Origin of the sequence: Facivitalis istanbulensis, assembly GCF_040560405.1 — a bacterium.
Taxonomy (GTDB): Bacteria; Pseudomonadota; Alphaproteobacteria; order Sphingomonadales; family Sphingomonadaceae; genus Sphingomonas; species Sphingomonas istanbulensis.
This window is the reverse complement of the sequence record NZ_JAVSCQ010000033.1, coordinates 32,286-45,388: the sequence shown is the minus strand read 5'-3', so window position 1 is coordinate 45,388 and position 13,103 is coordinate 32,286. Positions and strand designations below refer to the sequence as shown.

General features: G+C 63.0%; 14 protein-coding genes, 1 tRNA gene and 1 pseudogene. 13 read left to right on the top strand and 3 right to left on the bottom strand.

Annotated features, from left to right (window positions below):
* Window positions 1-125 precede the first annotated feature (125 nt).
* Window positions 126-3,089 (bottom strand): Ti-type conjugative transfer relaxase TraA, encoded by a 2,964-nt coding sequence (traA, locus tag RN629_RS15680; protein WP_407036077.1) that lies wholly within the window; start codon window positions 3,087-3,089, stop codon window positions 126-128.
* A 172-nt stretch (window positions 3,090-3,261) separates the two neighbouring features.
* Between traA and RN629_RS15675 the strand changes: the two genes are divergently transcribed.
* From RN629_RS15675 to RN629_RS15655, 5 genes are all read left to right on the top strand, one after another.
* A complete protein-coding gene (locus RN629_RS15675; RefSeq protein ID WP_407036076.1) occupies window positions 3,262-3,588 on the top strand; it encodes a conjugal transfer protein TraD in 327 nt (108 codons plus the stop codon).
* A 1-nt stretch (window position 3,589) separates the two neighbouring features.
* Window positions 3,590-3,856 (top strand): conjugal transfer protein TraD, encoded by a 267-nt coding sequence (locus RN629_RS15670; protein ID WP_407036075.1) that lies wholly within the window; start codon window positions 3,590-3,592, stop codon window positions 3,854-3,856.
* A gap of 210 nt (window positions 3,857-4,066) precedes the next feature.
* A complete protein-coding gene (locus tag RN629_RS15665; RefSeq protein WP_407036074.1) occupies window positions 4,067-4,771 on the top strand; it encodes a glutathione S-transferase N-terminal domain-containing protein in 705 nt (234 codons plus the stop codon).
* Entirely contained in the window at window positions 4,771-5,484 is a 714-nt protein-coding gene (locus RN629_RS15660) for a glutathione S-transferase family protein (RefSeq protein ID WP_407036073.1), read from the top strand. The genes RN629_RS15665 and RN629_RS15660 overlap by 1 nt, the downstream gene beginning before the upstream one ends.
* Complete coding sequence (locus RN629_RS15655) at window positions 5,481-5,915, top strand: acyl-CoA thioesterase (protein WP_407036072.1); 435 nt, start codon at window positions 5,481-5,483, stop codon at window positions 5,913-5,915. Before RN629_RS15660 ends, RN629_RS15655 begins: the two co-directional genes overlap by 4 nt.
* An 8-nt stretch (window positions 5,916-5,923) precedes the next feature.
* Here the strand turns inward: RN629_RS15655 and RN629_RS15650 are convergent, their stop codons facing one another.
* Window positions 5,924-6,694, bottom strand: coding sequence for a TetR/AcrR family transcriptional regulator (locus RN629_RS15650; protein ID WP_407036071.1), 771 nt, complete (start codon window positions 6,692-6,694; stop codon window positions 5,924-5,926).
* On the opposite strand from RN629_RS15650, the gene RN629_RS15645 reads away from it, so the two are divergent.
* The 5 genes and pseudogenes from RN629_RS15645 to RN629_RS15625 form a co-directional block, all read left to right on the top strand.
* Entirely contained in the window at window positions 6,693-7,196 is a 504-nt protein-coding gene (locus RN629_RS15645; protein WP_407036070.1) for an EamA family transporter, read from the top strand. The genes RN629_RS15650 and RN629_RS15645 overlap by 2 nt on opposite strands.
* A gap of 12 nt (window positions 7,197-7,208) precedes the next feature.
* Window positions 7,209-7,592 carry an EamA family transporter gene (locus tag RN629_RS15640; RefSeq protein WP_407036078.1) on the top strand — a complete coding sequence of 128 codons (384 nt, stop codon included), beginning with the start codon at window positions 7,209-7,211 and terminating at the stop codon, window positions 7,590-7,592.
* Complete coding sequence (locus tag RN629_RS15635) at window positions 7,589-8,026, top strand: LysR family transcriptional regulator (RefSeq protein WP_407036069.1); 438 nt, start codon at window positions 7,589-7,591, stop codon at window positions 8,024-8,026. The genes RN629_RS15640 and RN629_RS15635 overlap by 4 nt, the downstream gene beginning before the upstream one ends.
* Window positions 7,918-8,580 (top strand): LysR family substrate-binding domain-containing protein, encoded by a 663-nt coding sequence (locus RN629_RS15630; protein WP_407036068.1) that lies wholly within the window; start codon window positions 7,918-7,920, stop codon window positions 8,578-8,580. The genes RN629_RS15635 and RN629_RS15630 overlap by 109 nt, the downstream gene beginning before the upstream one ends.
* A 127-nt stretch (window positions 8,581-8,707) precedes the next feature.
* Window positions 8,708-9,370: pseudogene (locus RN629_RS15625) on the top strand (recombinase family protein); the annotation flags it as partial.
* A gap of 576 nt (window positions 9,371-9,946) precedes the next feature.
* Here RN629_RS15625 and RN629_RS15620 read toward each other — a convergent pair.
* Window positions 9,947-10,036, bottom strand: a tRNA-Ser gene (locus RN629_RS15620).
* A 151-nt stretch (window positions 10,037-10,187) separates the two neighbouring features.
* Between RN629_RS15620 and RN629_RS15615 the strand changes: the two genes are divergently transcribed.
* The 3 genes from RN629_RS15615 to RN629_RS15605 are packed head-to-tail and all read left to right on the top strand — an operon-like array spanning window position 10,188 to window position 13,102.
* The gene (locus RN629_RS15615; protein ID WP_407036067.1) at window positions 10,188-11,231 is read left to right on the top strand and encodes a lytic murein transglycosylase; all 1,044 of its coding nucleotides are present in this window, start codon (window positions 10,188-10,190) and stop codon (window positions 11,229-11,231) included.
* A complete protein-coding gene (locus tag RN629_RS15610) occupies window positions 11,215-11,898 on the top strand; it encodes a septal ring lytic transglycosylase RlpA family protein (RefSeq protein ID WP_407036066.1) in 684 nt (227 codons plus the stop codon). Before RN629_RS15615 ends, RN629_RS15610 begins: the two co-directional genes overlap by 17 nt.
* Before the next feature lie 31 nt (window positions 11,899-11,929).
* Entirely contained in the window at window positions 11,930-13,102 is a 1,173-nt protein-coding gene (locus RN629_RS15605) for a D-alanyl-D-alanine carboxypeptidase family protein (RefSeq protein WP_407036065.1), read from the top strand.
* The last annotated feature ends 1 nt before the right edge of the window (window position 13,103 follow it).

Sequence of the window (13,103 nt, the reverse complement as noted above, 5' to 3'; positions counted from 1 at the left end):
GCGCCAAGCCCGCACCCTCCAGGTGATCCATGAAACGCGCCCCTCGCAGCCGTCAACGCCATGATTTATATGCGAAATATCACGATTACGACAGCGAAATCAGCGACTTACTTGGAGAATGTGGGCTATAATCCGAGATCCCGGCCGATGCCGAGGTCGATGCCGTGATTGACGGCGAGTTGCTGGCCGAGGCTGCGGCCTGATTCGATCCCGATGCCGAGGTCTTTCTTGCGGCCCGCGAGGATGGATTCCATTTGCGGATCGCGTTCAAGGCTTTTCGCCATGTTGCCCATCTCGGCCCGCGTGGATCGGTAGCCGGACATATCGCCCGCCTGATACTGGCGCTGGCTGGCGTGGTCGAGCTTCTGCCAACGTTCCACGAAGCGGTCGGTGCTACGCTGCGGATTGGTGCGGATTTCGGTTTCCAGTTGCAGGGCGCGGATCGCGCGGGCGGTGCGCCCCGTAGCAGCCTCCGTCGCAAGCTCGGGATTTTTCTTGTAGGCGGCTTCGGCATCGTGCGAGCCGTAGGGCCGCACGTCCTCGAAGACCTTGCGGGCGTCGTGCAACTCCTGCACCTGTTCCGGGCTGGCCCTGCCACCCTGCTCCTGCGCCGCGAAGATCGTATCCACAGCGCGGGCGTGACGAACCAGCGCGCGCGTGCGGGCGCGACGCAACGCTTCCTCCGGGTCTTCCCCGGCCCGCCTCTCCGCAGCCGCTTTTCCGGCCATTTCCGGCTGCTTCGCAACATCAGCGCCAGGCACTCCATCGCTGAGCTGTCGCAATCCGTCGATGATGTCCTCGATCCTGTCGTGGACGTTCTCCGGCACCAGCCTGCGCATGATCTGGGCAACGCGAGCGCGGAAGGTGATGCCGCGCCGCTCGGCATAGTCCTGTGCCGGGTCGTAGTCGGTCGCCATGTCCTTGGCTCGGTCCCGCGACAGGGTGTTGATGAGCTTGTCCTGTGTGGCAAAGTCGTCGCAACCGTAATGCAGGTCCATGCCGTCGCGGTGACGCGACAGGGCGACATAGCTGCCGTGGGCGTCCATAACCGGCGTTGCCAGCACATGCGTCCGCTCCACGGTCATGCCCTGCGCCTTATGGATGGTCGCGGCATAGCCGTGGTCGATCCGGTTGTAGTCTTTCAGGTCGAAGGCAATGGAGCGACCATCGTCGGTCTGCACGGTCATGCTCTGCGCACTGACCTGTTCGATGGTTCCGAGCGTTCCGTTCTTGACGCCAAGCCCGCGCTCGTTTTGCAGGAACATGACGCGATCCCCGGCGGCGAAGTTTCTTTCTCCGCGTTCGACCGTGACGCGCACGTCCTCGTCCAGATCGCCCGCCTCCCGCTTCCGGTCGCGGGCGGCCTCGTTGAGTTCCCGGACCTCGGCATTGGTGTGGGTGAGGATGATGCGGCTGGCATCCGGTGACGCCTGCCGGTCGCGGTCCCAGCGGTCGATCAGATCGCCACGCGCCTGCTCGCGGGTCTGCGCCGCATGCACCATGTCGTGCGCGTCATAGGCATGGATCGCCGCGCCGGTCCTGCCGCTTGCCAGATCGCGCGTGGCGTCGCGCTGCCAGTCCTCACTCTGGCGGCGCACCTCGCCGATTTCCGCACCGCCGTGGCGGTCATGGATCGAGCGGAAGGCTGCGCCCGCCTCGATGGACTGTAGCTGCTGCGGATCGCCGACCAGCACCACCTTCGCGCCCACTTCCGCCGCATGGGACAGCACGCGCTCCATCTGCCGCGTGCCGACCATGCCCGCCTCGTCGATGACAAGCACATCGCGGTTGGTGAGCATGTCACGCCCGTTCTGCCAGCCGTGTTCCATACTGGCGATGGTGCGGGACGAAATGCCTGATCCGCTTTCTAGATTCTCCGCCGCGATGCCGGACAGGGCAACGCCACGAACCTCGTAGCCTGCCGCTTCCCATGCCTCGCGCGCCACGCCGAGCATGGCGCTCTTTCCTGTCCCGGCGTAACCGACGACAATGCCGAGATTGCGCCCGTCCGTGACATGCGCCAGCGCGTTAGCCTGCTCACCGGAAAGCACAAGGCCGCGCTGTTCGGCGCGGGCAAGTTCGGCCTCTCTGTCCCTGTCGCTGACCTCGTGCAATTCCTTCTCGGCCATCAATTCAGCAGCACGATGCAGGCGCTGTTCGGCCTCGATCATGTCGCGGGTGGTGAACCGATCCTCGCCGCGTCTGTCCTGCCCAAGTTCGACCAGATCGGGCGAACCGCGCATCGCGCCCATGACCTCGTTGAACTGCTCGATCCCATCGCTGTGCCGATGCGCGAACATCGCCATGTCGCGCCGCGTGAAGGTCGATTGCTGATGCGTGATCGCGCCCAATGCAACAGAAGGATCGGCGATGATCCGCGCGCCGTTGTTGCGGGCAATCTCCCGGTGCAGTTCGGCGCGGTCTGCGGCTTCAACGCCTTCGCCCTCGATGCGCTGCGCCGGAGCGCCGATCTGGCTCTGAGGCTCAAGGTCGATGCCCTGCGCTTCAAGGCTGCGATGGTCGATCCTTGCGTCTATATCGAGTTCGGCTAGGCGCTCGTTGACATGCTCGGCCCATCGTTTCCGCCAGCGCTCCACCATCTCGGTGCGGTTCCAGTCGCGGACCTTCGGGCCAAACCCGTTCTCGTGCACGGATCGCATGGTGAGCATGACATGGGCATGGGGTTTCGGCATGCCATCCTCGCCGATGTCCCAATGCACATTCAAATCGGCGATCATGCCCTGATCGACAAATTCGGCCTGCGCGAAGTCACGGGCAAGCTCGATGCCTTGCGCCTCACTCATCTCGCGCGGAATGGCGAATTCGACCTCGCGGGCAAGCTGCGCGTCCTTGCGCACCTCGAACGCTTCCACATCGTTCCAGAGCCGTTCGCGGTCGCCCCATGCCTCCGGTGCGCTCTCGGGCAACAGCACCTCGGAATAGACAACACCGCATTTGGCGGAAAAGTCCTGCACGCGGTCGATGCGTTCATCGCGCAGGCGCGAGGCCGAGCGGTAGGCGGCGGACGCCACCGCGCTCGATCCCGCCTTGCGGCCAATGACCTTGACGTGAAGATGATAGATCGCCATCGCGATCAAGCATTGCCACGGCCAATGCGCACGTCGGAACGACGTATAAGCGCGCCCTCCCTCGAAAAAATCTCGGGATGGACCGGAGCATGCCAGACCGTCCCGGCAACAATACTGCGTTCCACCGCCTGCGCAACTATCCTCTCTGCATCAACAGATCATGGAGGATGTGATGCGCAAGCCACGGGACTATGACGCGGAACTCAAGGCGCTTGAGGACAGGGCGCGCGAACTCAAGATACGGAAGGTGCAGCAGCTTGGCGAACTGGTCATCGCCACCGGGGCCCATGGCCTCACCGCCGACGAATTGGCCGGTGCGCTCGTCGCGCTGGTCGAAACCAAGGATGCCGGAAAGCGGGAGGCATGGGCGAAGCGTGGGGCGGCGTTCTTTCGAGGCAGGTCGCGGCGATCTGCACCAGCGCCTGACCGCGACATTGGCGGCGCTGCAACGCAATCGGGCGGCGCGCAACCGGCATCAGGCGGCGCGGGCGCGGCATGACATGCGGACATGGCAGGTCGAGCGCCGCAAGCGCACACGGCATCTGATCGAACTCGGTGGCCTTGTCGTCAAGGCTGGCATCGTGGACCTGACCGGCGACGGCCGCGCCATCATCTTCGGCGCGATGCTCTGGATGGCCGATAAACTCAAAAGCGAGGATGGCGAACGGGCGCGGGAACTGTGGGCCGGAAAGGGCAAAGAGGCGTTCGAGGCGGAACGCATGACAGATGCGCCGACCACATCGCAGGCAAGGCAAGATCGGGCGTGATCGATGGCGGGCAGCGCGGAGGCCCACATATCGCAGCGCCGCCCGCCATCGCGCGGCAACGCCGCGCAGGCAATCCATCCTAGCAAGGAGGCACAACAGAAGAAGTTTGCGCTCATACCTTTCTTGTCCAAACCTTTCACCATTCTTGACATATATGTCAAAGATTGGTCAGATCGTCTTTTGACAAAACAGTCAAGGGGCGGGCGACGCATGATCGATCTCTACTATTGGACTACGCCAAATGGGCACAAGATTACGATTGCATTAGAGGAAATGGCGCTTCCGTATCGAATCCACCCAGTTAACATCTCCTCGGGAGAGCAGTTTGCCGCGAACTTCCTTCGCATCAGCCCCAACAACCGAATCCCGGCGATCATAGACAACATGCCGGACGATGGCGGTGCTCCGCTGGCGGTCTTCGAATCGGGTGCCATTCTCGAATATCTGGCAGATAAGACCGGCAAGCTCTTGCCAACTGAACGGCGCGCAAGGTTTGAAGTGCTCCAGTGGCTGTATTGGCAAATGGCGGGCCTCGGTCCGATGGCCGGACAGAACCATCACTTCACTCACTATGCGCCCGAACGCATCCCGTATGCGACTGACCGCTACGTGAACGAAACTAACCGCCTCTATGGCGTACTCGACCGCCGCCTACGAGAACGAAACTTCATTGCGAGCGATTACTCTATTGCCGACATCGCCTGCTATCCATGGGTGCGCCTGCACGCACGACAGGGCCAAGACCTTTTGCAGTTCCCCGCTATCTCCCGATGGCTGGACGCCCTCGCTGACCGCCCTGCCATCCGCCGAGCATATGAGATCGCCGAGACCGTGAACTCGGCTCCGACCGTTACCGATGGGGCAAAGCAGCACCTTTTCAGTCAGACGGCATCGACTGTGAGCGGAAAGCTTTGATGATGGGCATTGTACTCTACGAACTCGCGGGGGCGGACCCAAACCTTCGGTTCAGCCCACATTGCTGGAAGACACGCATGGCCCTTGCGCACAAAGGGCTGCATGCCGACCGTCGGCCGTGGAGGTTCATGGACAAGAGCGCAATTGCCTTTTCAGGACAAGGCAATGTGCCGGTTCTTGTCGACAATGGTGAGGCAATATACGATTCTTGGCAAATCGCTGTGCATCTGGAGCAACGTTACCCTCTCGCGCCTGCCTTGTTTCCCGGTGAGCGTATGGTCGATCTATCGCACTTCATAAACGCATGGGCGGACAAAGCGCTTTTGCCAGTGATCGGACGGATCATCCTGCTGGACATCTACAACCGTCTTGCTCCGCAAGACAGAAGTTACTTTCGCAGGACGCGGGAAGAAAGATTCGGGAGGTCGCTCGAAGAAGTGGCCGCGGAACGCCCAACGAATCTGGAAACTTTAAGACACGCAATCGCACCGTTGCGCGACATTCTCAGAGCACAGGATTTCGTCTCGGGTCAGACGGCCGCATACGCCGATTATTGTATTTTCGGGATGTTCATGTGGTCGCGATGCACGAGCCCTGTCGAATTGCTCGCATCGAATGATCCAGTCTTCCTCTGGCGGGAACGGTTGCTCGACGCCTTCGATGGCCTCGCGCGCGCGGCACCGTCAGCGGAACATGAGGGCGAAAGCTCATGACCTACAGTCCCAACCCGGATGATTTTCCTCTGCGTGCAACGGACAAGATACGCTACGCAGACACCGACAGGCAGGGGCACGTCAACAATGCCATCTTCGCAACGTTGCTGGAAACAGGCCGCGTGGAACTGCTCTATGATCCTGCATGGCCGCTGGCAGACGCGGGCAGCGCATTCGTCATCGCGCGGCTGGCCCTCGACTTCCGATCCGAGATCGTCTGGCCGGGCGAGGTTGTGATCGGCACACGCATCGCCGCTCTTGGCCGCAGCTCGATCAGGCTTGAACAAGCTATATTCCAGAATGGCGCTTGTGCCGCGACCGCCGAAACGGTCATCGTCCTGATGGACGAAACCACGCGCAAGTCCCGCCCCTTGCCCGCCGCCGCAAGAGAACGACTGACAGCCCTTTTCCCCGAGGCTGGCGACGTCTGAGAGACATTTCAACTGTGTCGGTCTACAAGCGACCGTGTCAGTGAACTCGCCGTCCGAGACAGGAAGTCGCTGTCCCCGACGATGCGCTCCATCACCGCGAGTCCGCGCGTGAATGTAACGATGACTGCGGCAGCCTCGGGTGGCGAGAGTGTCAGTTGCTGGGCGATACTGGGTCGAGAACAGGCAGCTTCCAACATCGTGGACAGACGTTCCACGAGCACTCTCAACCTGTCATGGACCAGAGCACTGGCGGTGCTGCCGTCCACTGCCGTCTTTGTGGTCAGGCATCCGCGCGGAGGAGAGCCAGCGGTCATGTTCGCAATCGCGGTCTCAAAGACGCTGCGCAGCAGCGCGCCAGCATCGTCCTGCGTCAAGCTCACTTCGACTGCCTTCAGGAAACGGTCCTCGTAAAGATCGAAGGCACGAAGAAAGATCGTCTCCTTGTCGCCATAGGCGTTGTAGAGCGATCCCCGCTGAACACCCGTCGCACGCGCGAGGTCCGGCATCGTCGTCGCAGCCAACCCTTGGGACCAGAAGGTCTCAAGTGCAGCCGCCAGTGCTGCGCTCTCATCGAATTGTCTGACGCCGACCATGATGCTTCCCTTTTCTGAAGCGGATGATAGCGCAGCAAGGGCAATATTTACAGACATGTTCAAGATGAGAGCATGCAGGTTTTTCATCGCGCCGTGTTCATTCTTGACTCCATCGTCAAAAATGACACTAATGACAAAAATATATCGACGCGCATCCGGGGCTCCGTTCTCGGCAGGAGGTCCCATGGAGCCGCCAGCCCAAACCCGCCGCCGCCTGACAGGTATTCTCTGCGGCTTGGCTGCTGCGTTGATATGGGGCGGTTTTCCAGTGATGACCCGTCTCGGGGTCGCCCATTCGTCGCTGGATATGTTCGATGTAACCTTCCTGCGGTTCGCGGTATCTGGTCTGCTGCTTCTACCTCCGCTGGTCCGCTCGGGGTTCGGCAAGATTGGGTTTCTGCCGGTCGCACTAATGGTTTTTGGGATCGGCGCACCCTACATGCTCATTGTCTCATATGGCCTCACGCAGGCCCCGGTCGGAGTCTTCGCGGTAACAACACCGGGCAGTATGATTGCCTTTTCAGGCTTGCTGAGCGCCTTGTGGCTACGCAATCGCATTTCCCGGGGAGAGCGGATCAGTCTGCTGACAATCACGGCAGGTATCTGCCTAGCGGGCTACTATGAGTTTACCGGAATGGCAGGTCGTGGAAACGCCCTCGGCGTGTTCTTGATCGGCGGGTTTCTGTGAGCGGTTTATACCATATCGACGAGAGCGTTCTCTGTTGGCGCGCTGCATGCGACGGCTCTCGTCTCGGTGGTATCTGCGTTGATTTATATCCCAGTCTACGCCGTCATAAAGGGTGGCGTGATCTTCGACGCTCCCTTAAGCGAGCTATCTTTTCAGGCATTCTACCAAGGGGTCATGGTCTCAATCGCGGCTCTCTATTTTTATAGAAAATCAGTTTCTTTGCTCGGCCCGACTGTCGGGGCCTCGTTTGCTGCTCTGGTCCCGGTCTTCGCCGTGATCGAGGCGTCGTTGCTACTTGGCGAGATTCCGTCTGTATTGTCGATAGTCGCGCTGGTGTTCGTGAGCGTTGGAATGGCCATAAGTGTCTGGTCATTCCGAACAGATGCTCGACCATGAGACGCAACCGCAGGCGTAAATCATCAGGGGACAGCCGGGGGGGGGGCGACCTCATAGGAATTTCAAGCGACCGAATCCCGATGGCCGCATTGGTCCAGACGCTTGCGGTTGCCGAGTATCTCAGTTTCCACCGCGCAGCGCGGGCGCTCGGCACCAGCCAATCGAGCGTCAGCGCGCGCGTAAAGGCGCTGGAGGAAGACCTTGGCGTTCTGCTGTTCCAGCGCAATACGCGTGGCGTCCGGCTCACAGAAGCCGGGTGCAGCTTTGTTGCTCAAGTTAGCGGCGCGCTGGAATCTTTAGACCGCGCCGTCAAGACCGCTGGAAGGTGGCGCGTGGCGAGCATGGCGCGCTACGCATCGGTGTCCACGGTCTTATCGTTGGCGGATTTCTCGAGCGACTGCTTGATCGCTTTCGCGGTCTTCATGCCGAGGTAGACCTTTGCATCACCGAAGGCACGGCCCGCGAGACACAGATACAGGTGCGTGAGGACCGGCTTGACGTGGCCTTCATGGCCTGCACCCAAGAAATCCCCGATCTTCACTCCCGCGTGGTCTGGCGCGACCGTCTCATGGTTGCCATGTCGGAAACACATCCGCTGGCACAGCACGGCCGCATCGAATGGAAAGACCTCTCGGCGGAAACCTTCCTCGCGCGCGAAAGCGGGACTGGCCCACAGGTTCATGGCCTGATCGTGGTGCGCGCGGCAGGGAAGTGGCCGGTTCCCAATATTCTGCGTCTCGCGGCCGGTCGCGGTTCCCTGCTGGCAATGATTGCGGCGGGACAGGGAATGTCCCTTTTCGTGGCAGAGAACCTTGATCTTGTGCCATCCGGCGTTGTCGCTCGTGAGATTGCCGACGAGTCGGGAACCGTTGCATTCTCGGCGGTCTGGTCACCCTATAATCAGAGCAAGACGCTGCGCAATCTGCTTGATCTCGCCATGAAGGTGGGGCGGTCAGCCCTTTTCGATCCCGCCGCACAGCCTCGCTAGACTCCTCATCGGGGCCGGCGGTCGGGGATGAGAAAACATTTCGCTCCCTCTACTCAAACCGGGATGGTGATGGATTTATGCTGGAAGTGCGATCTGGCAAGAGCTGGGGGACGACCCGATCCACGACATGATGCGTCGGATCATGTCCCTGTTCGACGAATACCAGTCGAAGGAAAACGGCAAGCACGTCACGCGCGCCCTGAAGGAGAACGCCCGGCAGGGCTTCTGGAACGGCTCGCTGCCGCCGATCGGCTACCGGATCGCCGCAGCCGAACAGCGCGGGGCCAAGACCAAGAAAAAGCTGGAAATCGACCCGCTGCACGCCGACACGATCCGTCTGATCTATCGGCTCGCTCTGGAAGGTCAGGGCGACAGCGGCCAGATGGGCGTCAAAGCCATAGTCAAGCATCTGAACGCCAAGGGCATCTTCACCCGCGACGGCGGCCGCTGGGGCATCGGCCAGGTCCATCGCGTCCTGACGCGGCGCACCTATATCGGTGAACATGAATGGGGGAAGCGCAGCAAGCACAACGACCCACGCGCTCCGGGCGAGATCGTCATCGTCCCGGTGCCCGCCATCATCGAACGGGAGACCTTCGATGCCGTTCAGTCGCTTTTGCAGGCCCGCAACCCCAAGACCGAACTCCCCGCCCGCGTGGTGATCGGGCCGACCCTGCTGACCGGCATCTGCTATTGCGGCAACTGCGGGGGCGCGATGACCATCCGCACCGGCAAAAGCGGCCGCTACCGCTACTATGCCTGCTCGATCAAGGCGCGGCAGGGCGAGACCGGCTGCAAGGGCCGAGCGATCCCCATGGACAAGCTCGACGATATGGTCGTCAACCATATCGAAGACCGCTTGCTCGATCCCGCCCGTCTGGAGAAGCTGCTTGGCAGCGTCCTTGGTCGCCGCGAGGATCAGGCCGAGCGCCGCCGCGAACATATCGCCTCTTTGCAGCGGCAGGCGACCGAATCCGAATCGCGCCTCAAGCGGCTCTACGACGCCATCGAGGCCGGTGTGGCCGATCTGGATGACCCGGCGCTCAAAGAGCGCATCGCCGGCCTCAAGGTCATCCGCGATCAGGCGCGAGCCGACGCCGACCGGGCGCAAGCCCTGCTCGACAGCCCCGGCCACAGCAGCCTCAGTCCCGCGATGATCGAAGGGTTTGCACGCCGCGCGCGGGAGCGCATTCGCGGTCACGAGGGCGGCTATCGGCGGGATCACCTACGCGCCCTGGCGCAGCGCGTCGAGGTCGCCGACGACGCAATTCGCATCATGGGATCGAAAACGGAGCTGCTGAAGACGCTTATTGCTGGCCAAGGGCGGGAATCGGCGGCGATTGGCGTGCCCAGAGGCGGACTGAAATGGCGGAAGAGGTGGGATTCGAACCCACGGACGGGTTGCCCCGTCGCTGGTTTTCAAGACCAGTTCCTTAAACCGCTCGGACACTCTTCCTGCGCTGCGGGCGTTGGCGTTTACGACAAGCCCGGCGGCGAATCCACTGGCTATCGACGGCTTTTTCGCATGGCGACGCACGCGTCTGGCCGTGCCGGGGGCGCGGTGACGTGAGGTTCCGGTTCGCCGGGGGCTATGGCACATAGGGGGCATGTGGGGGGACAAGACCCGGCGCGGGATGCGCTTCGTGATCGGTGCGGTACTGGCGACGATGTTCGGCGCGGCCCCGGCCTGTGCGCAGGACGAGGCCGGCTTTCAGCGCTATCTGCAACAGGTGCGCGGGACGGCGCAGGCGCAGGGGGTCAGCCGCTCGACGCTGGACGCGGTGCTGCCGACGTTGACGCTCAACAGCCGGGTGATCGAACTGGATCGGCGACAGCCCGGCGGGCCCGCCAATAGCGGGTTCAGCCCCTTTGCGCCCTATAAGGCCGCGCATGTCGATTCCGCGCGGATCAGCCGGGGGCGCAGCAAATATCTGGCGCAGCGCCCGCGCCTGGCGCGGATCGAGCGTGAGACCGGCGTGCCCGAGTCGATTATGGTCGCGATCTGGGGGCATGAGACCAATTACGGCGCCTATACCGGCAATTTCGACCTGCTGCGTTCGCTGGCCAGCCTGGCCTATGAAGGGCGGCGACGGCCCTTGTTCGAGGGCGAGTTCATCTCCGCGCTCAAGATGATGGACCGTGGCGTCTCGCGCGAGCAGCTCAAGGGCAGCTGGGCCGGGGCCACGGGCAACCCGCAATTCCTGCCCTCCATCTATCTGCGTCTGGCGCGCGATGGGGATGGGGATGGTCGCGCCGATATCTGGAACAGCGAGGCGGATACGCTGGCCTCGATCGGCAATTATTTCGCCAATGCGGGCTGGCGGCCGGGGCAGCCCTGGGGCTTGGCCGTCACGATCCCGGCGGGGTTCGACCGTTCGATGGTCCGCAACCGGCTGGTCAGCCCGCGTTGCCCGCGTGTCTTCGAACGGCATAGTGGATGGCGGACCATCGCCGAATGGCGCGCGCTGGGCATCGTGCCGCAGGGCGTGGCCTGGCCCGACGACCGCGTGCTCGCGACGCTGATGGAGCCGGACGGGCAGGGGGCGACCGCCTATCTGTTGACCGGCAATTACCGCGTCATCCTCGATTATAACTGTTCCAATTTCTATGCCCTGTCGGTGGGATTGCTGGCCGATGCGATTGCGGGCTGAGGCACTGGCCCTCGGGCTGGTCGCGCTGGGCGCGGTCCTGACGGTGCCCGCCGCTGCCGAGGAAGCGCCATCGCCGGCCCGCTATGGCGGGTATGACGCCCGGGGGCAGGCAAGCTGGTACGGGCATGAACTGGCCGGGCGGCGGACCGCGACGGGGCGGCGCTTCAACCCGGAGGATGTGATGATCGCGCATCGCACGCTGCCGCTGGAATCCATGGTCGAGGTGACCGATGTCGATACCGGCCGGACGATCGTCGCGCGGGTGGGAGACCGGGGTCCGGGGCGGGCCGACCGGCTGGCCGACCTGTCGCTCGGCGCCGCGCGGCTGCTCGGCACCAATCGCCGTTCGGTGGCGCATATCCGCTTGCGCGCGCTGCGTCCGGGCGCGGGCAATCCCGGCCTGATCCTGGCGGGGGCGAGCGCGGTCACGCCGGTCGCGCGGCCGATCCGGCTTGATCCGGCGGCGACCTATCGCGTTCAGATCGCCAGCTTCTCCAGCCCGTCGCGTGCCGCCGCGCTGGCCCGTCGTTTTCAGGCGCAGAGCCACAGGGTCGGCCGGGTGTGGCGGGTCGAGCGGGCATCGCTCGATGCGGATTCGGCAAAAGCGCTGCGTGACGCGGCGGCGCAGGCGGGCTATGACGATGCCCGCATCCTGCATCAGGATTGACCTCTCTCCGACCATTGGCCACGGAACACCCATGAAGACGCTGTTCGCATCGCTCGCCGCCCCGCTCGCCCTCGTCGCGCTGGCCCACCCCTCGATCGCCGCCGCTCCGCAGTTCCAGACCGACGCCCCCGTCGCCTTCATGAAGGATCTGTCGTCGGGCGCGATCCTGTTCGAGCGCAACGCCGATCGCCGGATGCCCCCGGCGTCGCTGGCCAAGATGATGACCGTCTATGTCGCGTTCGACCTTGTGAAGCAGGGCAAGCTGAAGCTGGACGACATGGTCACGGTCCAGCCCGAAACCTGGGCCAAGTGGCATGGGCCGCAGGCGGGTTCGACCATGTTCCTGTCGCCGAACGAACAGGTCAGCGTCGCCAACCTGCTCTATGGCATCGTCACCCTGTCGGGCAACGACGCCTGCGTCGTGCTGGCCGAACATATCGCCGGGTCGGAACAGAGCTTCGTCGAGCGGATGAACCGCACCGCCAAGCAGATCGGCCTCAACAACAGCCATTTCGGCACGGCCAATGGCTGGCCCGATGGCGGCGTGACCTATGTCACCGCGCGGGACCTCGCCGATCTGGCCGAGCATACGATCGTGGACTTCCCCAAGCTCTACAAGCAATTCTATTCGCGCCGCGATTTTACCTGGGGCAAGACGATGGGCGGCAACGCCATCACCCAAGCGAACCGCGATCCGCTGCTGGGGCGCGTTGCGGGGGCCGATGGGCTGAAGACCGGCCATACCGAGGAGGCCGGGTTCGGCTTCACCGGATCGGCGGAGCAGAATGGCCGTCGTCTGGTGATGGTTCTTGCCGGGGTGAACTCGTTCAACAAGCGGGCCGACGAATCGGTGCGCTTCATGAACTGGGGCTTCCGCTCGTGGCAGGCCAAGCCGGTCGTCGCGCAGGGCAAGAAGGTCGCCGATGCCGAGGTTCAGATGGGGTCGTCCAGCAAGGTCGGCCTGGTCGCGCCGCGTGCGTTGACCGTGACGCTGCCCGCCGGACTCGATCCGCAACTGAGCGCGAAGGTCGTCTATCAGGGCCCGATCAAGGCGCCGATCAAGGCGGGCCAGCATATCGCCGATCTGGTCATCACCTCGCCCGATATGCCCGTGCAGCACCTGCCGCTGGTCGCGGACAAGGATGTCGCCGAGGCGGGCTTTTTCGGCCGTGCCTGGGCCGGACTGACCTCGCTGTTCGGCTGAT